The organism is Azospirillum largimobile (assembly GCF_977007025.2).
In genome coordinates this window covers 1,052,060-1,074,265 of sequence record NZ_CDRMUA020000001.1, presented here as the reverse complement: position 1 = coordinate 1,074,265, position 22,206 = coordinate 1,052,060, and the positions used below count along the sequence as shown (strand labels likewise).

Below are 22,206 nucleotides of genomic sequence, written 5' to 3'. Positions count from 1 at the left end.
GGCCGTGCCCCTTTGCCACGTCATTGTTACCACGTCGCCGCCATCGACCGGCACCGGCCCGTCCCCGCATGGGATACGAACCGACACGCGCTTGCCTTTGCTGCCCCTCACCCTCCGCGCCGGTCGGGACCCGATGGCGGCTTCCGATGAGGACAGTCCTTCGGTAAGCTAGCGCCCGCAGAAGAAACAAGCAATTTGGGCAATCCCACGGCCAAGTTGGGGCCTGTCCGATTTTTTCCCCAGGAATTCTCCGCGCGCCGCCGCCCATCCGGCCGCGCCGGACCCGAAAACCCAGATTCAGCAGCCGGAGACCGTGCCATGGGCGACGTGGTCAACCTCAACCGCTTCCGCAAGACCCGCGAACGGGCCGAACGGGCGAAGGAAGCCGAAGCGAATCGGACCCGATTCGGACGCACCAAGGCGGAGAAGGAGCGCGACCGCAAGGAGGCCGAGCAGCGTACTCAGACTTTGGATGGACATAAGCTTGAGGACGAGACCTGACCTGCTCGTGCCAAAGCACGGTAAAGACCAAGCTTTGCACTGGGAATAACCTCGGCGCTTTTGTTACTATTGGATATACCGATAGTTCCCTATTGCGACTATCGGACTGATCATGTGACAGTGCCTGCCAAGGGCGCCGACCGGTGCGCTCCTTGGCTGTTGGGGAGGGCCGTCATCATGGTCGACATGACGTCGTTTCGCGGATCCGTTCAAACGCCTCAATCCCACAACTCGGCCCACAGTCCGGCTTGGCTGCCGCCGATCCGGACGGTGGAAATCGACCGCCCCTGGGTCTGGCTGGCGTCGGCCTGGCAGGACATGATGGCGGCGCCCGCCATCAGCTTCGCCTATGGCGCGCTGGCGGTGATCTCCAGCTTCGTCCTTGTGGTCGGGCTGGCCCTGCTGGACATGGAATACCTGCTGCTGCCGATGGGGGCCGGCTTCATGCTGGTCGGCCCGCTCCTGGCGGTCGGGCTGTACGAGACCAGCCGGCTGCTGGAGCTCGGCGAACGGCCGACCTTCGGCAAGGTTGCCGCCGTTTATCGCCGCAACGGGGTTCAGATCGCCGGGATCGGACTGGTCCTGATGCTGGCCATGCTTGCCTGGATCCGCATCGCCTTCCTGATCTTCGCCCTGTTCTTCTCGGGCGAGCCGCCGGCGCTGGACCAGCTGGTCGACCGCATCTTCTTCTCGGCAGACACCATTCCGTTCCTGTTGACCGGCACGCTGTTCGGCGGGGTCATCGCGACCGCGGTCTTCTCCGTCGCCGTGGTGTCGATCCCGATGCTGCTGGACCGCGACACCGACGTCTTCACCGCCATGGCGACCAGCATCGCCGTGGTGCGGGCGAACATTCGCCCAATGATCGCCTGGGGCTTCCTGATCGCCCTGTTCATGAGCGCCGGAATGGTCACCGCCTTCATCGGTTTGGCGATCGCACTGCCGGTGATCGGCCATGCCTCCTGGCACTGCTACCGCGATCTGGTCGGCCCGGGACGGTGAAGCGCCGACATATCCAGAAAAGCCCTCTCCCGCCCGCGGGGGAGGGTTTTTTTCGTCAGCCCTTCTTGAAGAATGCCTCGGCCGCCGATTTCTGCGCCTGCTTGGCCGCGATGGCGGCGCGGGCACGTTCGACCTCCGCCTGCAGCGTGGCGATGTAGGCCTCAAGCTCGGCCACGCCCATCACGGTCAGGTCCTTCGGCGCCGGCTTGGCCTTTCGCGGCTCCAGATCCTCGAAACGGTCGTCGATGGCCATGGCTTGGTTCCCTTCCCTGCCGCGTGTTCCGCCTTCGCCTTGTCAGGCCGGTCGGTCAAATCTACCTTTCGAGCCGGACAATTCCAATGCACCGGTGCCGGCAAACGCCTGCCCGACCACGGAAAAGAAGGGAAGAACGCCATGGGCCTCGCCTTGCCCGACAGCATGCGCTGCGTCGAGATCACCCAGCCAGGAGGGCCGGAGGTGCTGCGCCCCACCAGCCGCCCGGCCCCCGTGCCGGGTCCCGGCGAGATCCTGGTGGAGGTCGCCGCCGCGGGCGTGAACCGTCCCGACACCCTGCAGCGCCAGGGCCGCTACGACCCGCCGCCGGGCGCCTCCGACCTGCCGGGGCTGGAGCTGTCCGGCACGGTCATCGCCATCGGCGAGGGCGTCGAGACCTGGGCCAGCGGCGACCGCGTCTGCGCGCTGGTGGCCGGCGGCGGCTATGCCGAATATTGCGTGGTGCCGGCGGTGCAGGCCCTGCCGGTGCCCGGATCGCTGTCGATGGTCGAAGCGGCGGCGGTGCCCGAGACCTTCTTCACCGTATGGACCAATGTGTTCGAACGCGGCGCCCTGAAGCGCGGCGAGACGCTGCTGATCCATGGCGGGTCGAGCGGCATCGGCACCACGGCGATCCAGTTGGCGAAGGCCTTCGGCGCCACGGTCTTCACCACCGCCGGCAGCGACGACAAGTGCCGCGCCTGCGAGCAGCTCGGCGCCGACCGGGCCATCAACTACAAGACCGAGGATTTCGTCTCCGTGATCCGCGAGGCGACCGGCGGGCGCGGCGTCGACGTGGTGCTGGACATGGTCGGCGGCGACTACATCGCCCGCGACGTCGACATCATGGCGGTCGACGGCCGCCACGTCTCCATCGCCTTCCTGCAAGGGGCCAAGGTGTCGCTGAACATGGCGCCGGTGATGACCAAGCGGCTGACGCTGACCGGGTCGACCCTGCGCGCCCGCCCGGTGCCCGAAAAGGGCCGCATTGCCGCCGAGCTCCGCGAGCATGTCTGGCCGCTGCTGGAGTCCGGCAGCATCAAGCCGCAGATCCACTGCACCTTCCCGCTGGAGGAGGCAGCCGAGGCCCATCGCCTGATGGAAAGCAGCACCCATATCGGCAAGATCGTGCTGACGGTCGGACCCGACGCGGCCTGAACGGCCTTCCGGGGCGGTCCGGAACGCAAAGCCGGACCGCATTCTGCGCTTTCTTCGTCGACACGGCGCCGTCGGGCTTGCCTTAGGCTGCCAAGACGGGTTAGCAGAGGCGAGCGGGCGGCCGGGATTTCCCGGTGCGCCTGCGCAAGCATGCTTACGCGGACCGGTATTCGCCCTATATCGTGGTGACGAGAATGGGGCAACCGCCCCGGGATCGCGGAACCGCTCTCGCGCCGCATAACCAGTTCGAACGGCCGGCCGCACCACCCGCCAGCGGGTGCGGCCGGTGAAGAGTTGTCAGGAGGGATGATGGCACTGCCCTTGATGCCGAAAGCGACGGCCGTTTGGCTGGTCGAGAACACGTCCTTGTCCTTCGAGCAGATCGCCGCCTTCTGCGGCATGCATTCGCTGGAAGTCCAGGCCATCGCCGACGGCGAGGTCGCGGTCGGGATGGTGGGGCTCGACCCCATCGCCAACGGCCAGCTGACCAAGCAGGAGATCGAGCGCTGCGAGAAGAACCAGGATCTGCGCCTGAAGCTGCTGGTCGCCGACCTGCCGCAGGTCGCCTCCCGGTCCAAGGGTCCGCGCTACACCCCGATCACCAAGCGCGGCGACAAGCCCGACGCCATCGCCTGGCTGCTGAAGCATCATCCGGAACTGTCGGACGCCCAGGTCTGCCGGCTGATCGGCACCACCAAGCCGACGATCGCCGCGGTGCGCGACCGCACCCACTGGAACGTCGCCAACATCAAGCCGCGCAGCCCGGTCATGCTGGGCCTCTGCTCCGGCCGTGAGCTGGAAGAAGCGCTGGCGCTGGCCATCCGCCGCGGCGGCGTGCCGCGCGCGCCGGAGGATGCCGGAGAGGACTTCTACGGCGAGAACCGCGACGACGACCGCTATTCCGAACAGGAAGACGCCCACTGATGCCATCCCTCTCCCCCACCCGTGTGGGAGAGGGCATGAAAGCCTGCGATGACCGACCGCAACACACCTCCGCCCCGACTCGTCGTCGGCATCAGCGGCGCGTCGGGGGTGATCTACGGTATCCGCATGCTGCAGACGCTGCGGCGGATCGGCGTCGAATCGCATCTGGTCGTCAGCCGGTCAGCCGAAGTGACGCTGGCGCATGAAACCGCCATGAAGGTGGCGGAACTGCGGGCGCTGGCCGACGTCAGCTATTCCGCTGCCGATATCGGGGCTGCGATCTCCAGCGGCAGCTTCCGCACGCTGGGCATGGTGGTCGCCCCCTGTTCGGTCCGCACGATGAGCGAGATCGCCAGCGGCGTCACCTCCACCCTGCTGACCCGCGCGGCGGACGTGGCGCTGAAGGAGCGGCGGCGGCTGGTCCTGATGGTGCGGGAGACGCCGCTGCATCTGGGCCATCTGCGCACGATGACCGCGCTGGCGGAGATGGGGGCGGTGATCGCGCCGCCGGTGCCCGCCTTCTATGCGCGGCCCGACAGCATCGACGATCTGGTGGACCATTCGGTGGGACGGGTGCTGGACCTGTTCGGGCTGGACGCCGGCAATCTGCGCCGGTGGGGTGAGCGTTCGGCGGAGGGCTGACCCGCGCTGCGATGCCGCAACAGGCGGCTTGGACCGCGGGCGCAATGCCGTTATACCGCTGTCAATGCGAAATGTAGCGGAGCCGGCGCTGCCGCCGGCCGACAGTAACGGGGACAAGCCGACCATGCCCTTCAGCAGCCAACCGAGCGAGCCCATCCGCCAGCTTCTGGCCGGCATCAGAGCGTTCCGCGCCCGCTATTACGAACGCCGACCCGACAGCATGCGCCAGCTGGCGACCGAAGGGCAGCATCCGGAAGTTCTGCTGATCGGCTGTTCCGACAGCCGCGTCGACCCCGCCCTGCTGACCATGGCCGAGCCCGGCGAGCTGTTCGTCGTGCGCAACGTCGCCAACCTCGTCCCGCCCTATCAGCCCGACGGCGCCTATCACGGCACTTCGGCCGCCATCGAATATGCGGTCAAGTCGCTGAAGGTGTCGGAGATCATCGTGCTGGGTCACGCCCAATGCGGCGGCATCCAGGGTCTGATCCGGCTGCGCGCCGGCCAGAAGTCGGAGGATGATTTCGTGTCCCCCTGGGTGTCGATCGCCGGCTCGGCGCTCGATCCCTATGTCGGGCCGGAAGGTTCGGAACAGGCGCGGGCCGATGCGGAAAAGCTGCAGAATACCCCGGCAGTGATCGAACGGGCGGCGGTTCGCGCGTCGGTCGAAAACCTGATGACCTTCCCCTTCGTGCGTGAACGCGTGGAAGCGGGGACGCTGAACATCCATGGCTGGTGGTTCGACATCCAGTCGGGCGAGATGTGGGCGATCAACCCCTCCACCCGCCTGTTCCAGCCGGTCGAGTAAGAAAGCCGCGCAAACGCCGTACCCAAGCGCGAGCACGGGAATTTCAGGGCGCCCTACCCTGTTGAGAGCGAAGGAAAGAGGTTTTCTTCACTCCGACAAGAGGTAGGGAACGCCATGAAGACTGCACTTCCACTTGTGATCCTGGTCGCCGCCCCCCTTGCGCTGGCCGCCTGCAACCAGACGGGCAACAGCGGCAGCAGCGGAGGTGGTCTGTTCGGCGGCAGCGGTGGCGGCGGCCTGTTCGGGTCGGGCAGCTCCGACTCGCCCTATGCGCGCAATGGCCGCTGCGACGATCCGCGCTACAACACATCCAACGGCGGCCGGGCAGAGGTCGGAACCGACGATTACGACTGCTCGCGCTACGGCGACGGCATCAAGCGCTGAGCCAGAACCGCCAGTTTGGCGGCCATGAGTCCGGCGACTGACCTCCAGTCGCCGGGCGCCGGCTGCCGGAAGAGGCGGGCGGTCGGATACCATGGGCTGTCGTCGCGGCCGGCCATCCAGCGCCAGTCGGCGGAGAAGGGCAGCGCCACCCAAAGCGGCACGCCGAGCGCCCCGGCCAGATGCGCCGGTCCGGTGCAGGACGACACCACCAAATCCAGATTTCTCATGATCGCCGCCGTATCGGCGAAATCGGCGATCTTCGGGGCCAGATCGGTGAAGCCGTCCGGCAAAGCCGCTTGCGTGAGATCGGCCCGCCCCGGTCCCATCTGCAACCCGAAGAAGCGGCAGCCCGGCACATCCAATAGCCCGCGCAAGCCGGCCAGCCGGGGAGAGCGCTGGTCGTCGCCGGGAAAACGCGGGTTGCCCGCCCAGACGAGGCCGACCCGCAGCCCAACTCCTGCCGCAAGGCGTTCGCGCCAGACTGCGACGCGCGCCGGATCGGCCCGCAGATAGGGAACGGTCGCCGGCACGTCGTCCGCCATCGTGCCGAAGGCGCGCGGCAGGCTCATCAGCGGGCATTCCAGATCGAAGGGCGGCAGCGGGTCGCCGCGCGCGATCACCCGGGCCGGTCCGTCCACGCCCGCCATCAGCGGCAGCAGGGACGGCTGAACCTCCAGAACCACACGGCCGCCGCGAGCGGCCACCAGCGGGACGTAGCGCAGGAACTGCAGCGTGTCGCCCAGTCCCTGTTCGGCATAGAGCAGGATGGTCCGGCCCTCCAACGCCTCCCCCCGCCATGTCGGTTGCGAGAAGCGACGCCAGGGCGGCTCGGCACGGTCGTCGTGGCGGCGCCACTCGAACTCCGGCCAGCCTCCGGCATAGTCGCCGGCCATCAGCCGGGCGAAGCCGAGGTTCCAGTGCAGCCCGGCATCCTGCGGCCGGTCGGCCAATGCGCGCTCGAACTCGGAGGCAGCCTCATCCGGCCGGGCCATGGCGATCAGCGCGGTGCCGCGGGCCGCCCACAGCGAAGGGCCGGGCCGCAGCCGCGCGGCATTGGCGAAGGCATCCAACGATTCGGGGAAGCGCCCGAGCTTCGCCAGCACCGCGCCCAACACCTCCCATGCCTCGCCGAGGTTGCGGTCAGCCGTCAGCGAGTCGCGGGCCGCCGCTTCGGCATCGGTCCAGCGGCGTTGCGCGGCGAGAGCGGCGGCCAAGGTTGCGTGAGCCACGGCTGACCGTCCATTCAGGCGCAGCGACCGGCGTGCGCAGGATTCCGACGCCTGGGCCTCGCCGTGCGACAGAAGCGCCGCCGCCCGGTTGGCCAGCGCGTCGGCATGATCCGGCGCCAGACTCGACGCCACGGCGGCAGCCGCCAGCGCCGCATCATGCCGCCCAAGCCTGCGCAGGGCCGCGGACCGGCTGGCATGGGCATCGGCCAACTCCGGCATCAGGCACAGCGCCCGGCCATAGAGCAGCACCGCCCGCTCCACGGCGCCCGCAGACTGCTCGGCCCCGGCGAGGTTGGACCAGCCGCCTGCGGAGTCGGGGCGCAATGCCACCGCGAGGCGAAGCCGCCGCACCGCCGCCTCCAATTGACCTGTCTGTGCGGCCAGGACGCCCAGAAGCTGCATGGCATCGGCATATTCCGGATCGGCGCCAAGGATCCGGCGGTAGATATCTTCCGCCTCCGCCACCCGGCCCGCCTGATGGTGGTCGAGTGCGATCTGCAGGGCCTGCGACAAAGTGACCATCGGGACTCTTGCGGGTTGGCGGGGGTCGGCGGTGTTTCGGATCATGCGCCGCGGCGGCGGCACCAGTCCAGTCGGGCACCGTCGCCAATCGTCGCAAACGGTCACAGAATCGGGATTTTCCCTGGATTGTCATGAGACTGATGCATCGCTATTGTCCGCGCCGTTTTCCAAGGAGCGGATCATGACCTCGCGCCAAGCCCGGGCCTTTTCCAGACACGGCGCCTGCCGGACGCGCGTTCTTGCCGCCGCGGCCCTCATGCTCTCGCTGTGCGTCGGCGGAACGGCTCCAGCGATTGCCAGCGAAGGCGCGAAGCCGAACGGCTGCCCGTGGGCGCAGGACATCACGCTGGAAATCAACGGCAAGACCCTGACCCTGAAGCAGGAGGCCTTCACCACCGTGACCTCCGAGCCGATCGAGATCGATCAGTTCAAGGTCTTCCCGCTGGTCGACCAGTTGAAGCTGCGCATCATCGGTCCCAAGGGCCGCGAGTGGGAGGCAGCGCTGACCCGACTGGTCAGCGGCAAGCGCTGCAGCGCCTTCTATGCCGGCAAACCCGCTCTGGTGTCGGACACGGTGCGCGATCCGAACGAACTGATCCTGAACCGGTAGGATGACGGGGCAGCCGCTCAGCGGCCGGCCAGCACCCCCGCCAGTTCGTCCAGTGCCGGATCGCCGCCCGGCACCAGCAGCGCCATGTTCCGGGCGGCCAACTCCGCGCTGCCGCCCGGCCGCGGCATGAACCCGGCGGCGACGAACAGCCGGTCCTGCTGGACACGCTCGGCCTCCAGTTCCGCGGCCTTCATGCGGCGGTAGAATGCGTCGTCCTCATCCTTGGCGCGGCGGCGCAGGGCGCGCAAGGGGCGAACAACCTCCTCCCGCCAGCCGGAAACTGCCGAATCGATGCGGGCAAGCTCGGCCTCGGACAGGCGGACGCCGCACTCCAGCCCAGCCCAGGCGGCGAACAGCAGCACGTTGACGTCCACCCCGCGCCGGTCTTGCAACGACAGGCAAAGGGCTGGAACCCCCGGCCGCCCGTAGACGGCCAGGGAGAAGTCCCAGAACGGGTTCACCGTCCCGCTCAATCGCCGAAGCTGATGTTCAGGCCGCGGGCGGTCTTGACCAGCGCCCCGTCCAACTCGACGCAGGAGTAATGTTCGATCGCCTCGGTGATCGGCACGTCGATGACGCCGCGATTCGACCAGGCGACCATGCGGTTGAACTTGCCCTCCGCGATCAGGTCGACGGCGTGGACGCCGAAGGCGGACGCGATCAGCCGGTCGCGCGGGCTGGGCATGCTGCCCCGCTGGACATGGCCCAGAACGGTGACGCGAGTCTCGGCACCGGTGGCGTCGGCGATCTTCTCGCCGATATAGTCGCCGATGCCGCCATAGCGCTTCTCGCCGCCCTGCAGCACCTTCTTGACGCCAGTGCCCTCCAGCGTCTTCACCGCCTCCGACACCACGACCAGGGCGAAGTTGCGGCCGGTATTACGGACATCCTGGATCTTCGCCGCGATGCTCTCGATGGAATAGGCGATTTCCGGAATCAGGATCACGTCGGCTCCGCCGGCGATGCCGGCCGCCAGCGCGATGTGGCCGGCGTCGCGGCCCATCACCTCCAGCACCATGACGCGGTGGTGGCTGGCCGCGGTCGGCTGCAGGCGGTCGAGCGCCTCCACCGCCACGGCGACGGCGGTGTCGTAGCCGACCGACACCTCGGTCTTGCCCAGGTCGTTGTCGATGGTCTTGGGCACGCCCACCATCGGGAAGCCGCCCTTCTGCGCCAGCTTGTGCAGGATGGCGAAGCTGCCGTCGCCGCCGATGCCGATCAGGGCGTCCAGGCCGAGTTCGCGGTAGCCGCCGATGATCTCGTCCGACCGGTCCTTCAGCGTGCCGTCGGGCATCGGATAGGCGAAGGGATCGCCGCGGTTGGTCGTGCCCAGGATGGTGCCGCCCTGACGCATCATGTGGCCGTCGACGGAACCGAGGTCGAGCGTCTGGTACTGCACCGGGCGCTGCAGCAGGCCCTGGGTGCCTTCCTTGATGCCCAGCACCTGCCAGCCATAGCCGGTGGCCCGATGGACCACCGCACGGATGACGGCGTTCAGCCCGGCGCAGTCGCCGCCGCTGGTCAGGATGCCGATGCGCTTGCCGGCTTTCTTTGGGGCAGTCATTGAGGGGTTCCCGTCCCGTTCGCCTGTTTGTTGAAATCAACCACCATGTTACCGGAACAGGCATTTCCCGCAATCGTTGCCCGCATCCGCAAAGGTGGAATGCCCCCGCCGGACGATCGCCGCGCTCCTCATGGCCAAAGGACGAAACCGGTGGTTTGACGGTGCCGTCCCGCCGGAAATCTGGTATAGTGCGGCCCGCCCAGCCAAAGGGCCACCCGCAAGAGCACCCCCGACCCATCCGGGGCAACGGCCACTTCCTACGGGCGCGATGAACGAGCAAGAGATTTTGAAGGAAAAGCTGGCGAGCTTGCGCAGCGAGCACCGCGACCTGGACGACGTCATCGCCCGGCTCGCCGAACGCGCGCCCTACGACCAGCTGCAGATGCAGCGGCTGAAGAAGCGCAAGCTGATGCTGAAGGACCAGATCATGGTCCTGGAAAGCCGGCTCCTGCCGGATATCATCGCTTAGCAGCGTAGGCGGTGCTCTCTCGCATCGTCATTCCAGCGAAGGCGCATAGGCACTAACTTACAGGTTGGATTGCTGCCGAAGCCAAGCACGTCCCTTATCGGCCGTCATCTCCGCCTCCACGGGAATGACGGTCGATGTGGAAACGATCCGGCTTCGAGCCGGGATATCAAGCCCTCCGTCACCCCTTCTTCGGCACCGTGAAGAACTGGATGCCCATCTGGAAGCTGCGGGCGATGTTCTCCGCCTTGCCGATCAGGAAGGCGGCGCCGTCGGGCGGGAAGAGTTCGTGGGCGGTCTCGCGGAACAGGCCCAACCAGCGTTCGAAATGCTGCGGCTCCAGCCCCAGCGAGATGTGGACCGGCATCGGTCGCCCGTCGTAGCGCTGGGTCAGCAGGGCGATGGACGACCAGAAATCCATCATCTTGCGCAGGTGCGGTTCCCAATCGGTGATGGCCCGGCCGAAGATCGGACCCAGAACGTCATCCTTCATGATCTTGCCGTAGAAGGTCCGCACGAGCGTTTCGATCGACGCCTCGTCGATGCCGACGGTGGCCATCCGTTCCTCCGCCATGGCGGTGCGGATGTCGCGGTGCTCGTTGCGCTGGTCTTCGCTGGGAACGGTGTCGGTCATGCGATGGGTCCGGTCCGGAATTGCCTAGGGTCTATCCAGTTCATATAGGACGGCACCATAAGTGGAACCATGTTCCACCGGAAGGGCCGGGATGTCGCAGCGGAGGGGATGGATTCGCCACGCGACCGGCCGCGGGCCGGCGCCGGCTCTGGACAGCGGCCCGACTCCACCTATAATGCGCCGCTTTCCGGACCTTGAGGAAAGCGCCACGCCGTGTCCGCCGAACACTCCCCGAACAGCGCCGTTCCGGCCAACGACATCGCGGCCGACGGCGTTCAGCCGCTGGTCGGCATCATCATGGGCAGCCAGTCGGACTGGACCACCATGAAACACGCCGCCGACACCCTCGCCGCGCTGGGCATCCCGCACGAGGTCCGCATCGTTTCCGCCCACCGCACGCCCCATCGGCTGGTCGAGTACGCCACCACCGCCAAGATGCGCGGGCTGAAGGTGGTGATCGCCGGGGCCGGCGGCGCCGCCCACCTGCCGGGCATGGCCGCGTCGATGACTCCGCTGCCGGTCTTCGGCGTTCCCGTCGAAAGCCACGCGCTGAAGGGCATGGACAGCCTGCTGTCGATCGTCCAGATGCCGGGCGGCGTCCCAGTCGGCACGCTGGCCATCGGCAAGGCCGGCGCCATCAACGCCGCCCTTCTGGCCGGCTCGGTCATCGCCCTGATGGATCCGGCGGTGGCCGAGGCGCTTGACGGCTGGCGCGCGCGCCAGACGGTGGCGGTGGCCGACACGCCCGTCGACGACCCGACCTGACAGCGAGAAGGCCCTACCGCCATGACCGGCAATCCGAAGGGCACCGCCCTGCCCCGTCTCGCCCCCGGTTCCACCATCGGCATGCTGGGTGCCGGGCAACTCGGCCGGATGACGGCGCTCGCCGCGGCCCGGTTGGGCTACAAGACCCATGTCTATGCCCCCGATGCGGCGGAAAGCCCGGCGGCGCAGGTCAGCGCCGCGGCGACCGTCGCCGATTGGGACGACCTGGACGCGCTGGAACGCTTCGCCCGCTCCGTCGACGTGGTGACGCTGGAGTGGGAGAACGTCCCCGTGGCGACGGCGGAGCATCTGCGCCGCTTCACCAACCTGCATCCCGGCCCCAACGTGCTGTCGGTTGCGCAGGACCGCATCGCGGAGAAGAGCTTCGTCAACCGGCTGGGCATCGCGACGGCGCCCTGGCGCGCCGCGAACGGCGCCGACGAGGTCGCCCGCGCGGTGGCGGAGATCGGCCCGCGTTGCGTCCTGAAATCCACCCGCCTCGGTTATGACGGAAAGGGGCAGGCGCGGCTTGAAGCCGGCAGCGACCCGGCAGCAGCCTGGAGCGCCATCGGCGGCGGAAAGCCCGGCGTCGAGGGCATCGTCGAGGGCTTCGTCACCTACGACTGCGAGGTGTCGGTGATCGTCGCCCGCGGTGCCGACGGCGCGATGGTCGCTTATCCGGCAGTGGAGAACCGGCACAAGGACGGCATTCTCGACGTCACCATCGCCCCCGCCTCATCCGACAAGGTTTCGGCCACGACGGCGGCGGAAGCGGACCGCATCGCCCGGCGCATCGCCGAAGCACTGGATCTCGTCGGCGTCCTGGCGGTGGAGATGTTCGTCACCGCGGACGGTGGCGTCCTGGTCAACGAAATGGCGCCGCGCCCGCACAATTCCGGCCACTGGACCATGGATGCCTGCGCCGCCTGCCAGTTCGAGCAGCTGGTGCGCGCGGTCTGTGGTCTGCCGCTGGGGTCGGTGGAGCGCGTCGCCGATGCCGAGATGACCAACCTGATCGGCAACGACGTGCTGCGCTGGCCGGAACTGCTGGCCGAACCCGGCGCCCGCCTGCACCTGTACGGCAAGGCGGAAGCGCGGCCCGGCCGCAAGATGGGCCATGTCAACCGGCTGTTCCCGCGCCGCTGACGTTCCTTTCACCGGATTGAGCAAAGCCCCGCAACTCCATGGCGTGCGGGGCTTTTTCTTTTGCCCTGCGGCGTTCCTCCGCCTCCCCCGCCCGTTTGTTGCATGGCCGGAATGAATGCCCGCATCTGCGCAGGAGACAACTCCCCCTTTTAAATGAAGGGTGAGTGGCCATACCGGTTTACTCATGATCGCGGCAGAGCTGTCACAAATTGTCGCGTATCCATGTGCCGAAGGTCATCCGCCACCGGCGGGCTTTTAACCTATGTCAACATTGGTTACTCTACGTCACATTCCCGCGGAAACTCTCTAAACTTTGATATAATTTGTAGCCGCATGACGATGCCCCTGGCGCAGGACAATGCAGGACGCTCCACTCCGGTGATCGGCCCGGTCGTGACCCCGGTGGCCGGTCCGCTTGGACCGCGCCGGCCTCAGTCCAGCCGCGACCGGGACCGTTTCGTCGGCTTTGCCTTCGCCGCCGCCGATCTGCTGATCGAGACGGATGCTCAAGGCAACATCCTGTTTTCCGCCGGCGCCCGCTGCCGCCTGACCAAGGGTGAGGTTGGTGGGCTGGTGGGCTCCAACCTGATGGAGGTTGTGGCCCCTGGCGACCGCAAATACGTCCATGTCCTGTTCGAGCGCATCCGGGACAAGGCGCGGATCAAGCCGTCGCGCGTTCTGTTCCAGGCCTTCGACGGGCAGCAGTTTCCGGCGCTCCTGGGCGGCTGCCGGCTCGATTCCTGTCCGGGGTCGCTGTTCCTGACCATACTGCTGACCGTGCCGCCGCGAACCGGCTGCGCCGGACCTCCGGTGCAGGGTGAACTGCTCGACCAGACCGGCTTCGCCGGCATCCTCGAGGAGCGGCTCCTCGCAGCCCGCGAGAAGGGGGTGGACCAGGGACTGACGCTGCTGCTGGTCGAAGGGCTGCAGGCGATGGTCGACGCCATGCCGGAAGGGGCGGCGGCCGAGGTGCGCGACGGCATCGACGCCTATCTGCGCGGCATCTCCGCCGATGGGGACAGCGCAGGCCAATTGGGCAGCGACCGCTATGGCATCGTCCATGCCGCGGACATCGACGGCCACGAGGTGCAGGGACACATCGCCCAGATCATCGAGGCAGCGGGGGGTGCCCTGCCCGGCGGCATCCGGTCCTGGACCCTGGACATGGCCGACGACCGGCTGGACCCTGCCGATGCCGCCCGCGCCCTGGTCTATACCGTCCAGGCCTTCGCCTCCGCCCAGGGCGGGGAGTTCACCATCTCCAGCCTGGAGGACGGGGCCAACCGCCTGATGGCGGGTGCGGTGGAACGGATCGGACAACTGCGCGCCACCATCGACAACCGCGATTTCATCGTCGTCTATCAGCCCATCGTCGATATCGCCACCGGCGCCGTCCACCACCTGGAGGCGCTGACCCGCGTGGAGGGAACGAGTTCTCCGGCCGACTTCATCACCTTCGCCGAGGATGTCGGGCTGATCTATGATTTCGACCTGCTGCTGACCCAGACGGTGCTCGACACGCTGAAGGAATTCCGCAAGGAACCGAAGCTGCCGGACGTGGCGATCAACCTGTCGGCCAAGACGCTGATGAGCCCGATCTTCCTCAAGCAGTTCCAGTCGGTCGTCGCCCCTTATGGCGATCTGGCCGCAAAACTGCTGATCGAGGTGACGGAAACCGTGGTCGTCACCGACATCGCCAAGCTCAACGACGTTCTGCAGAAGTTGCGCCAGGTTGGGTTCCGCATCTGCCTGGACGATGTCGGGGCGGGATCGACCAGCTTCCAGTCGCTCTACGGCATCCAGGCCGACTATGCCAAGATCGACGGCAAGTTTGTCCGCGGCGCGGTCAACAGCCCACGCGACATGGCGATGTTGCGCTCCATGGTGGACGTCTGCCGCCAGCTGGGATTGGAACTGATCGGCGAGCAGGTGGAGGAACCGGTGCATGCAGGCTTGCTGACCGACCTCGGCGTGTCGCTGGCCCAGGGTTTTCTGTTCAGCCGGCCGTCCCGCGACTTCGCTTATTTTGCCAAGGATTGGTCCCGGGTGCGCAGCGGCGGAAAGATTCTGCTGAAAGGGTGACACCAGCAGTCGCAGACGGTGACCGCCGGTGGTGTCCTCCGCTGGCTGCGCCGGCTGGCCAAGCGGCCTCTCAGGCCGGCAGCGGAACCCGGCAGCGGGGGCAGCTGTCCAGGGCGTCCATTCCCGCGATGCTGTGGACCTGTTCGAGACGGCGGCGGGCGGCGTCCAGAAGTTCACGGTTGCGGGCGAGCATATCGTTGCCGGCATAGCCATCGCGCAGCCGCATGCGGCGCAGCAGATCCTCCGCCTGGTCCAGCGACTCCATGATGCTCATCGCGGTGTTGGCGTCCATCGTCGCCCTCATCTTCCTCTTTACCGCCCCGGCATTCGCGGCGCGATCCGTCACATGGCGGTAACACTAACCACCGCAACTCGCCATCAGGTAGAGGATATTTGGTCGCACGACGATAAAACAGAACAGCATTTTATTTGTTATTCGCAATTGATTGAATCGTTTCTCTTCAACCAGTCGGTTTGGATGCGGATCACCTTCTCCGTGGCGGAAAATGCCTGACGGCGGGTAAGAACCAGAATGACGCCGCTGCTGGCCGCGATCAGGGGAATCGGCCCGATGATCCAGGCGAGCGCCGCCAGCGCGAAGTAATAGGCGCGCATGCCGCCGTTCAGCGCCGTGATGGCCAGGGTCAGCGCCTCGCCGATGGTCTCGGCAATGGCCTTGCGGTCCTCGGGGCGAACCGGCGGCATCGGGGCCGAACCGATCAGGGCACAGCAGTAATTGTACTGGCGCAGCGCCCAGGTGAACTTGAAGAAGCCGAAGGTGAAGATCACCACCATCAGCAGCATCTTGATCTCGAACAGCTGATGCGAGGTCTGGACGGTGAAGGACAGGTTGGACACCAGCTGCTGCGCCCGCTCCGCCGCACCGAAGGACCCGATCAGGCCCGCCAGCACCAGCATGTTGGTGGAGGCGAAGAAGGTGCAGCTGTGCATGGTGTGGCCGACCAGCTGCGAATCCATGATGCGGTTCTCGCGTTCCAGCATCCGCTCGATCCAGTGACGGCGCACGATCTTCAGATGCTGGTTGACCACGTTTCGGCCGGACAGCAGATGATCCTGGATGACGGTGAAGCCGACCCAGGAGCCGACGAACCAGACGAAGGCGATGATGTCGAGCGTGGAGGCATCGGGCGGCATGATGGCGGCATCGCGTCAGGTGGCGGAAAGCCCGCACCGTGTACGCCCGCCGCGGGCGGGTGTCCATTGGAGGATGCAGGGCATCTTGGCGCCTGCGTCATCCCTCCCCCGGCCCACGCCCCTGCACCGCTTTCAACACATGGACGCGGATGGCGCTGGACAGGTTGCCGGTGCGCGTCTGGTCGATTTCCTCGATCAGGGCATTCACCGACAGGCCGCGCGCCTGCGCCACCGACTTCAGGGCGTCCCAAAATTCTTCTTCGAGGGAAACGCTTGTGGGATGGCCGGCAATCAGTACCGAACGCTTCTTCATGGTCACGCACGCATCGGTTTGCAGGATGGGGGTGGTCAGAGGAAGGCCGGAACGGCCGGGATGGACACCCCCACCCTAACCCCAAGCTTAGCCGGGACCAACCATCCGTTCGGGGCGAACCCATTGATCGAATTGCTCATCCGTCAGGAGTCCGAGTTCCCGTCCGGCCTCCTTTAGGCTTGTCCCTTCCTTGTGGGCCTTCTTGGCGATCTTCGCCGCGGCATCATAGCCGATATGCGGGTTCAGCGCGGTCACCAGCATCAGGCTGTCGGACACCAGCTTGGCGATCCGGTCGCGGTTTGCTTCGATCCCGATGACGCAGTTGTCGGTGAAGCTCATCGCCGCGTCGGTCAGCAGGCGGATCGATTGCAGGACGTTGTAGGCGATCACCGGCTTGAACACGTTCAGCTCGAAATGGCCGGTAGCGCCGGCCACGGTGACCGTGGTGTGGTTGCCCATCACCTGGGCGCAGACCATGGTCATCGCTTCCGACTGGGTCGGGTTGACCTTGCCGGGCATGATGGAGGAGCCGGGCTCGTTCTCCGGCAGGGAAAGCTCGCCGATGCCCGACCGCGGGCCGGAGCCAAGCAACCGGATGTCGTTGGCGATCTTCATCAGCGACACCGCCAGCGTGTTCAGGTGTCCGTGAACGTCGACCAGCGAGTCATGCGTCGCCAGCGCCTCGAACTTGTTTTCCGCCGTGACGAAGGGAAGGCCGGTGAAGGCCGCGACCTCCTCCGCGAAGGCCTCGGCGAAGCCCGGCTTGGCGTTCAGCCCGGTGCCGACCGCCGTACCGCCCTGGGCCAGCCGGTAGAGCTGCGGCAGCGATCCCTTCACCCGGCCGATGCCGTAGGACACCTGCGCCGCATAGCCGGAGAATTCCTGCCCCAGCGTCAGCGGGGTGGCATCCTGCAGATGGGTGCGGCCGATCTTGACGATGTCCTGGAAGGCGTCGGCCTTGGCGTCCAGCGCGGTGCGCAGATGCTCCAGTGCCGGGATCAGGCTGCGGACGATCTCGTCGGCGGCTGCGATATGCATGGCGGTGGGGAAGCTGTCGTTGGACGACTGCCCCATGTTGACGTGATCGTTGGGGTGGATCGGCGTCTTCGACCCCATGGTGCCGCCGAGCTGCTCGATGGCGCGATTGGCGATCACCTCGTTGGCGTTCATGTTGGTCTGGGTACCGGAGCCGGTCTGCCAGACCACCAGCGGGAAGTGATCGGCCAGCCGCCCGTCGATCACCTCGTCGGCCGCGGCCATGATGGCCGCACCCAGCTTCGGGTCGAGAACGCCCAGCTTCATGTTGGCCGCCGCCGCGGCACGCTTCTGGATGCCCAGCGCGCGGACCAGCGGGGCCGGCATGCGCTCCCCGCCGATGCGGAAATTCTGGAGGGAGCGCTGGGTCTGCGCGCCCCAGTAACGGTCGGCCGGAACTTCGATGGGGCCGAAGCTGTCGGTTTCGGTGCGGACGCCGCTCATGGCTGGACCTTTCCTGATCGCCGTTTTTGGTCACGGGTGGGACGGGTTGCAATCGCCGCCGCCCCGCCTGATCTTTGAGGCGACGGCCCCGACAGCAAGGGACGCCGAGGGCATAGCAAGCATGAGCGTGAGCGACTCGGCAGAAATCCTCGCTCTTTCCCCGAATTTGTTCTTGTTGCGTTCGCGTTTCTTCCGTACGCTTTCCTGGTGAACCGAGAGGCCGGCGTGACGTCGGCCATCAAAGCGAATGGGGGACGGAATGGACGATCTTGCACCGGACCATGTCCGCGCGTTCATTGCCCGGACGCGCGTTGCGGAGATGAAGAGCCGCGGCTGGCGCGTTCTCGGCCCGGGGGAGGAAGGATCCATCCTGATGGAAGGACCGATGCTCGCCAGCCGGACGGCGGTGCTCGACGCGCCGATCGGCGGATTGTTCGACGATCTTGTCGCCCGTGCGCTGGAGCGCGCCGACGCCCGCGACCGGATGGATGCCCGGCGCGCCGCCTGAGGCCGGTCGTTTCCCGACAGCAGTTCCGCCGCAGGAAAAAGCCTGCTTACCCATTGATCCGACTGCGGAATATTGGAACCATCCGCAGTCGGAAAATGGCTCGGCCAACCTGTGCACGACCGGGTCACGACCGTCCAATGATGTCGCCGCCGGAAGAAGCTTCAACATTTTCAGGGGTTTGTACCTAACCCAATGGGTTGCAGAGAATGCACCCTTCGGTAGTCTCTCCCACCAATTCCCCGGGCGCTCTGAGAAACCGGACATAGCGTTGCGTGTTGTCATGGAACACGGCACGCGCCGGGACATCCGGTAGGGATACAAAGCCGCAGGTTTCGGGCCGTTGTCTTAGGCCTACGGGGTACCTCATTGGAGTGGTCATAGTACCATTACCAAAGATCGGAAGTACCCCCGAAGATACGACCTGCAGCATAGCCCTGTTAGGAAGTCCTTAACCGGCCCGACGGCTTAATAAGTCCATCGGGAACGCTCAGGCCAAGGGAGATTTACATGATCGGCGCCGTCAACTCGAAGAAGATCAACGCATCCTCTGCGGCTCACATCGCGCTTCTCGACCAGTTCATTCGGTTGACCCAAGACACCATCGTGGAACAGGACGATGCGTTCGTCCGCGATAGTCTTGTCGATCTTCTGTCCAACCTGCGCAATGAACGCGCCGACTATGCCGAGATCATCGGCGCGTCCGCACTGAACCGCGCCGCCTGATCCCTGGTCATTCCGGACGGCTTTTCCCGTCTGGACGGTCAGGCCTCAGCGTCCCCTTCTGCCGCCAGCGCCGACAGCGCGTCGCCGGTCAGCCGGTAGGGAAGCCATTCCTTCATCTGGCGGAAGCCCACCCGGTCGTAGAAGCCACGCGCCGGGTTCCAGTCCAGGACACTCAGATCCACACGACGGTAGCCGCGCTCCACCGCGCGTTGTGCCACCGCGGCCAACAGCTTGCGGCCGACGCCATAGCGGCGGGCATCCGGCGTGACGTAGAGGTCCTCGACATACAGGCCGGGCCGCCCTTCCCAGGTGGAGAAATTCCGGAAGGTCAGGGCAAACCCGACCGGCGCGCCGTCCAGTTCGGCGATCAGCGCCTCGAACACCGGCTGTTCTCCCCAGCCGTCCCGGCGGAAATCCTCCTCCGTGGCCTTGACCGCGTCGGCCTCGCGCTCGAACTCGGCCAGTTCACGGACGAACCGCAGGATGGTGGCGCAATCGGCCTCGACGGCGGGGCGGATGGTGACGGTCGGCATCGGCGGCAGGTTCCCCGGTTGGCAGAAAGAAAGGGAGCGGACCATAGCCCGCTCCCCGTCTTTCCGCATCCCCATAGCTGCTGCTCCGTGGCCGGGCAGGTCAGTCGTCGCCGCCGCCCTTCAGGTCCAGGATGCTGCGCAGTTCCTGCACCCGCCGTTCGGCGCTGTGTTCGGCCAACACCCGCTTGCGTGCCCGCCGGCCCAGGTCGGTCAGGTGGTTGCGCGGCAGCATCATCGCCGTGGTCACGTCGTCGGTCTGGGCGGCGACCAGGATCTCCCGGCCGGGCTCGAAAAAGCTGTCCAGCCCCTCCCACTGGTCGGCGACGATCGCGGCACCGCAGGCAGCGGCCAGGAACAGCCGGTCGGACGGGCACCAGCCGATCCTGCGCTCGTCATCGCGTGCCAGCGTCAGCGCCAAGCTGGCGGAAGCCAGGACATCGGCGTGCTCGGCCGGGTCGAGGTCCGGGAAGGTCAGGACGTTGGAGGCGCGCGGCACCCCATCCGGCAGGTCGGTGCCCACCAGCACGAAGCGACGCCGGGTCAGCCGTTGCGCCGGATCGATGAAGAAGTTCCCCAGCCCCTCGCGAATGCCGTCGGGACCGGCGACGATGCAGCAGAGGTCGCCAAGATATTCCCGCTTGAAGTCGCCGGGCTTGTCCGCCTCCGGCACGATCCAGGGATAGAGCGGCGCCACCGCCTCCGCACCCGCCTTGGCCCGATAACGCTCCAGCGCCGGCCCGCCGCAGGAGGCAAGGACCATGTCGAAGCCGCCCAGCCCGTCCGCCGGCAGATGGTCCACGGTCTCCCCAGCCTCCAGCGCCGTCAGGCTGACCGGAGCCTCCGGATCGTAGAGCGCGCGGCGCACGGCCTTCGAGTTGCGGACGAGATTGGCCGCGGCGCGGGCATCCGGCCCGTGCGCCACCACCAGCGCCACGCCAGCATCGTCGGCCTGCGCCGCCGCGTCCACCGCCACGGCATCCCAATCGGCATAGGACAGGACGTCGCCGCCGGGGATGGTCCAGGTCGTCGCCGCGTCGGGGCCGGCGCGTTCGACCGCGACCACGCGATGGCCGCGGATCGCCAGCGCCTGGATCAGCGCTCGCCACCGCACCATGTGGCCGCCGTCGTGGCGATACCCGTTGGTCAAGCCGAAGATCACGATTTTCATGGCGTCGGCACCTTTGGCGTTCCGTGGCAGAAGGCGGCCCCTTCATCGAAGCGGCAGCTAATCAACGCGACTGATCGGGGCGGGTTCCGGCATGTGCTCCGGGTACCGCTTCCCAACGCGAAAGCGGTCCCGAAGGACGAAGACCCGCCGGGCGAGGGCCGCGAAGCTATGGGTACGAAAAGAGATATGGACCGCGCCGCTCCCCGTGCAAGCACGCCCGCGGACCGGCTGCGGTGCAAACCGCGGCATCGTCCCTGGTGACGGTGAATTGGCGGTTGAGCGGCGGGGCCGGGCGTCCTAGGGTCACGCTCCGCCTTTCCCTTCCGATCACGGTCGAGCGCATGCGACTTCCGTTCCGTCATCCCGCCCGCCTCCTTCTCGCCACCCTACTGATGGCCGGATGCCAGAGCACCGGCGCCACCGCCCCGGTTGCGGGCGGCCCGGCCGCCACCGGAGCCTCGGCACCCTCCGCCGTCCAGGCGCAGGCCACCGTCCAGCAGTCCGTCTCCTTCGCCGAATGGCTGGCGGCGTTGCGCGCCGAAGCGCTGTCGCAAGGCATTCGTCCGCAGACCTTCGACCGCGCCTTCCAGCGTGTGAAGCTATCCGACCGCGTCGTGGAGCTCGATTCGTCCCAGCCCGAATTCACCCGGCAAGTGTGGCAGTATCTGGACAGCGCCGTGAATGAAAAGCGCGTCCAGGACGGCCGGCGGAGGTTGCAGGAGCATGCGGCGTTGCTTTCCCGCATCACCCGCCGCACCGGCGTTCCGGGGGAAATCCTGGTCGCCTTCTGGGGCGTGGAGTCCGATTTCGGCAAGTCAACCGGCAACTTCTCCGTCATCGACGCGCTGACGACGCTGGCCTTCGAAGGCCGCCGCGCCGCATATTTCCGTTCGGAACTGCTGGCGGCGTTGCGCATCCTCGATTCCGGCGACATCGCGCCGGAGCGGATGACCGGCTCCTGGGCCGGGGCCATGGGCCAGACCCAGTTCATGCCGACCGTCTTCCTGCGCAACGCGGTGGACGAGGACGGCGACGGTCACCGCGACATCTGGGGAAGCATGCCGGACGTGCTGGCCTCCACCGCCAAATTCGTTCTCGCCAATGGCTGGAAGCAGGGCGAGTCCTGGGGCCAGGAGGTGCGGCTTCCGGACGGCTTCCCTTACGACCAAGCCGAGTTGAGCATCACCAAGCCGCTGTCGGAATGGCGCCGGCTGGGCGTGGCGCCGCTGGACGGCACCGAGTTGGCGGGCGATGCTCCGGCGGCGATCCTGGTGCTGGCCGGTCATCGCGGCCCGGCCTTCCTGGTGCGCGACAATTTCCGCGCGATCATGCGCTATAACCCGTCGACCAGCTATTCGCTGGCCGTAGCCCTGTTGGCCGACCGCATGACCGGCAAGCCCGGCGTCCAGGGCGGCTGGCCGCGCGAGGAACAGGCGCTGAGCCGGGACGAGCGCATCGATCTGCAACAGCGGCTGACGTCGCTGGGCATGGAACCGGGCGCGGCGGACGGCATCGTGGGAGCGAACACGCGCAACGCGGTGCGCCGCTTCCAGGCGTCGATCGGGGAGATCCCCGACGGCTTCGCGACCAAGGCCCTGCTGGAGCGGTTGCGGCAGCGGTCTTGAGGTTAGGAGCGGTGG

General features: G+C 67.0%; 26 protein-coding genes. 15 read left to right on the top strand and 11 right to left on the bottom strand.

Annotated elements, in window-relative coordinates:
* Positions 1-318: 318 nt before the first annotated feature.
* Positions 319-501, top strand: a complete 183-nt coding sequence (locus ACWPKK_RS04970; RefSeq protein ID WP_452001454.1) for a DUF4169 family protein — start codon at positions 319-321, stop codon at positions 499-501.
* Between the two features lie 177 nt (positions 502-678).
* Positions 679-1,503 carry a DUF2189 domain-containing protein gene (locus tag ACWPKK_RS04965; RefSeq protein ID WP_324871357.1) on the top strand — a complete coding sequence of 275 codons (825 nt, stop codon included), beginning with the start codon at positions 679-681 and terminating at the stop codon, positions 1,501-1,503.
* 55 nt (positions 1,504-1,558) lie between these two features.
* Here ACWPKK_RS04965 and ACWPKK_RS04960 read toward each other — a convergent pair whose 3' ends face one another.
* Positions 1,559-1,756: a DUF1192 family protein gene (locus ACWPKK_RS04960; protein WP_014247741.1), complete on the bottom strand. Its 198-nt coding sequence runs from the start codon at positions 1,754-1,756 to the stop codon at positions 1,559-1,561.
* Between the two features lie 141 nt (positions 1,757-1,897).
* Here ACWPKK_RS04960 and ACWPKK_RS04955 point away from each other — a divergent pair, with 141 nt between their 5' ends.
* From ACWPKK_RS04955 to ACWPKK_RS04935, 5 genes are all read left to right on the top strand, one after another.
* Positions 1,898-2,914 (top strand): NAD(P)H-quinone oxidoreductase, encoded by a 1,017-nt coding sequence (locus ACWPKK_RS04955; protein ID WP_452001452.1) that lies wholly within the window; start codon positions 1,898-1,900, stop codon positions 2,912-2,914.
* 309 nt (positions 2,915-3,223) lie between these two features.
* Complete coding sequence (locus ACWPKK_RS04950) at positions 3,224-3,838, top strand: DUF1013 domain-containing protein (protein WP_310113951.1); 615 nt, start codon at positions 3,224-3,226, stop codon at positions 3,836-3,838.
* Between the two features lie 48 nt (positions 3,839-3,886).
* Entirely contained in the window at positions 3,887-4,480 is a 594-nt protein-coding gene (locus ACWPKK_RS04945; protein WP_452001450.1) for a UbiX family flavin prenyltransferase, read from the top strand.
* Positions 4,481-4,604: 124 nt separating this feature from the next.
* On the top strand, positions 4,605-5,285 hold the full coding sequence (locus tag ACWPKK_RS04940) for a carbonic anhydrase (protein WP_324871354.1): 681 nt from the start codon (positions 4,605-4,607) through the stop codon (positions 5,283-5,285).
* Positions 5,286-5,399: 114 nt separating this feature from the next.
* The gene (locus ACWPKK_RS04935) at positions 5,400-5,669 is read left to right on the top strand and encodes a hypothetical protein (RefSeq protein WP_452001448.1); all 270 of its coding nucleotides are present in this window, start codon (positions 5,400-5,402) and stop codon (positions 5,667-5,669) included.
* Here the strand turns inward: ACWPKK_RS04935 and ACWPKK_RS04930 are convergent.
* Positions 5,645-7,420 (bottom strand): tetratricopeptide repeat protein, encoded by a 1,776-nt coding sequence (locus ACWPKK_RS04930; RefSeq protein ID WP_452001446.1) that lies wholly within the window; start codon positions 7,418-7,420, stop codon positions 5,645-5,647. The genes ACWPKK_RS04935 and ACWPKK_RS04930 overlap by 25 nt on opposite strands.
* 181 nt (positions 7,421-7,601) lie before the next feature.
* On the opposite strand from ACWPKK_RS04930, the gene ACWPKK_RS04925 reads away from it, so the two are divergent.
* Positions 7,602-8,030, top strand: a complete 429-nt coding sequence (locus ACWPKK_RS04925) for a hypothetical protein (protein ID WP_452001444.1) — start codon at positions 7,602-7,604, stop codon at positions 8,028-8,030.
* Between the two features lie 17 nt (positions 8,031-8,047).
* On the opposite strand, the gene ACWPKK_RS04920 is transcribed toward ACWPKK_RS04925, so the two are convergent.
* Entirely contained in the window at positions 8,048-8,491 is a 444-nt protein-coding gene (locus ACWPKK_RS04920) for a TIGR02444 family protein (protein WP_452001443.1), read from the bottom strand.
* Between the two features lie 8 nt (positions 8,492-8,499).
* On the bottom strand, positions 8,500-9,594 hold the full coding sequence (locus tag ACWPKK_RS04915; protein WP_194915168.1) for an ATP-dependent 6-phosphofructokinase: 1,095 nt from the start codon (positions 9,592-9,594) through the stop codon (positions 8,500-8,502).
* Between the two features lie 268 nt (positions 9,595-9,862).
* Here ACWPKK_RS04915 and ACWPKK_RS04910 point away from each other — a divergent pair, with 268 nt between their 5' ends.
* Positions 9,863-10,063: a YdcH family protein gene (locus tag ACWPKK_RS04910; protein WP_012974357.1), complete on the top strand. Its 201-nt coding sequence runs from the start codon at positions 9,863-9,865 to the stop codon at positions 10,061-10,063.
* 178 nt (positions 10,064-10,241) lie between these two features.
* Here ACWPKK_RS04910 and ACWPKK_RS04905 read toward each other — a convergent pair whose 3' ends face one another.
* Positions 10,242-10,694, bottom strand: coding sequence for a group III truncated hemoglobin (locus tag ACWPKK_RS04905; protein WP_452001441.1), 453 nt, complete (start codon positions 10,692-10,694; stop codon positions 10,242-10,244).
* Positions 10,695-10,907: 213 nt separating this feature from the next.
* Here ACWPKK_RS04905 and purE point away from each other — a divergent pair, with 213 nt between their 5' ends.
* The 3 genes from purE (at position 10,908) to ACWPKK_RS04890 (ending at position 14,687) form a co-directional block, all read left to right on the top strand.
* On the top strand, positions 10,908-11,459 hold the full coding sequence (gene purE / locus ACWPKK_RS04900; protein ID WP_452001439.1) for a 5-(carboxyamino)imidazole ribonucleotide mutase: 552 nt from the start codon (positions 10,908-10,910) through the stop codon (positions 11,457-11,459).
* 21 nt (positions 11,460-11,480) lie between these two features.
* A complete protein-coding gene (locus ACWPKK_RS04895) occupies positions 11,481-12,605 on the top strand; it encodes a 5-(carboxyamino)imidazole ribonucleotide synthase (protein WP_452001437.1) in 1,125 nt (374 codons plus the stop codon).
* 333 nt (positions 12,606-12,938) lie between these two features.
* Positions 12,939-14,687, top strand: coding sequence for an EAL domain-containing protein (locus ACWPKK_RS04890; protein WP_452001436.1), 1,749 nt, complete (start codon positions 12,939-12,941; stop codon positions 14,685-14,687).
* A gap of 70 nt (positions 14,688-14,757) precedes the next feature.
* Here ACWPKK_RS04890 and ACWPKK_RS04885 read toward each other — a convergent pair whose 3' ends face one another.
* The 4 genes from ACWPKK_RS04885 to fumC all read right to left on the bottom strand — a co-directional run bounded on the left by ACWPKK_RS04885 (position 14,758) and on the right by fumC (position 17,634).
* Entirely contained in the window at positions 14,758-14,979 is a 222-nt protein-coding gene (locus tag ACWPKK_RS04885; RefSeq protein WP_452001434.1) for a hypothetical protein, read from the bottom strand.
* Between the two features lie 140 nt (positions 14,980-15,119).
* Positions 15,120-15,842 carry a DUF599 domain-containing protein gene (locus ACWPKK_RS04880; protein ID WP_452001432.1) on the bottom strand — a complete coding sequence of 241 codons (723 nt, stop codon included), beginning with the start codon at positions 15,840-15,842 and terminating at the stop codon, positions 15,120-15,122.
* A 97-nt stretch (positions 15,843-15,939) separates the two neighbouring features.
* The gene (locus ACWPKK_RS04875; RefSeq protein ID WP_149223447.1) at positions 15,940-16,155 is read right to left on the bottom strand and encodes a ribbon-helix-helix domain-containing protein; all 216 of its coding nucleotides are present in this window, start codon (positions 16,153-16,155) and stop codon (positions 15,940-15,942) included.
* An 87-nt stretch (positions 16,156-16,242) separates the two neighbouring features.
* Positions 16,243-17,634 (bottom strand): class II fumarate hydratase, encoded by a 1,392-nt coding sequence (gene fumC / locus ACWPKK_RS04870; RefSeq protein ID WP_452001430.1) that lies wholly within the window; start codon positions 17,632-17,634, stop codon positions 16,243-16,245.
* Between the two features lie 259 nt (positions 17,635-17,893).
* Here fumC and ACWPKK_RS04865 point away from each other — a divergent pair, with 259 nt between their 5' ends.
* Both ACWPKK_RS04865 and ACWPKK_RS04860 read left to right on the top strand, forming a co-directional pair.
* The gene (locus ACWPKK_RS04865) at positions 17,894-18,142 is read left to right on the top strand and encodes a hypothetical protein (RefSeq protein WP_324871342.1); all 249 of its coding nucleotides are present in this window, start codon (positions 17,894-17,896) and stop codon (positions 18,140-18,142) included.
* Between the two features lie 507 nt (positions 18,143-18,649).
* On the top strand, positions 18,650-18,865 hold the full coding sequence (locus ACWPKK_RS04860) for a hypothetical protein (protein WP_149223443.1): 216 nt from the start codon (positions 18,650-18,652) through the stop codon (positions 18,863-18,865).
* A 38-nt stretch (positions 18,866-18,903) separates the two neighbouring features.
* On the opposite strand, the gene ACWPKK_RS04855 is transcribed toward ACWPKK_RS04860, so the two are convergent.
* Both ACWPKK_RS04855 and ACWPKK_RS04850 read right to left on the bottom strand, forming a co-directional pair.
* Positions 18,904-19,398, bottom strand: coding sequence for an N-acetyltransferase family protein (locus ACWPKK_RS04855; RefSeq protein WP_452001428.1), 495 nt, complete (start codon positions 19,396-19,398; stop codon positions 18,904-18,906).
* Between the two features lie 100 nt (positions 19,399-19,498).
* The gene (locus ACWPKK_RS04850; RefSeq protein WP_324871340.1) at positions 19,499-20,566 is read right to left on the bottom strand and encodes a glycosyltransferase family protein; all 1,068 of its coding nucleotides are present in this window, start codon (positions 20,564-20,566) and stop codon (positions 19,499-19,501) included.
* A 341-nt stretch (positions 20,567-20,907) separates the two neighbouring features.
* On the opposite strand from ACWPKK_RS04850, the gene ACWPKK_RS04845 reads away from it, so the two are divergent.
* Positions 20,908-22,191: a lytic murein transglycosylase gene (locus ACWPKK_RS04845; protein ID WP_452001427.1), complete on the top strand. Its 1,284-nt coding sequence runs from the start codon at positions 20,908-20,910 to the stop codon at positions 22,189-22,191.
* Positions 22,192-22,206: the final 15 nt, after the last annotated feature.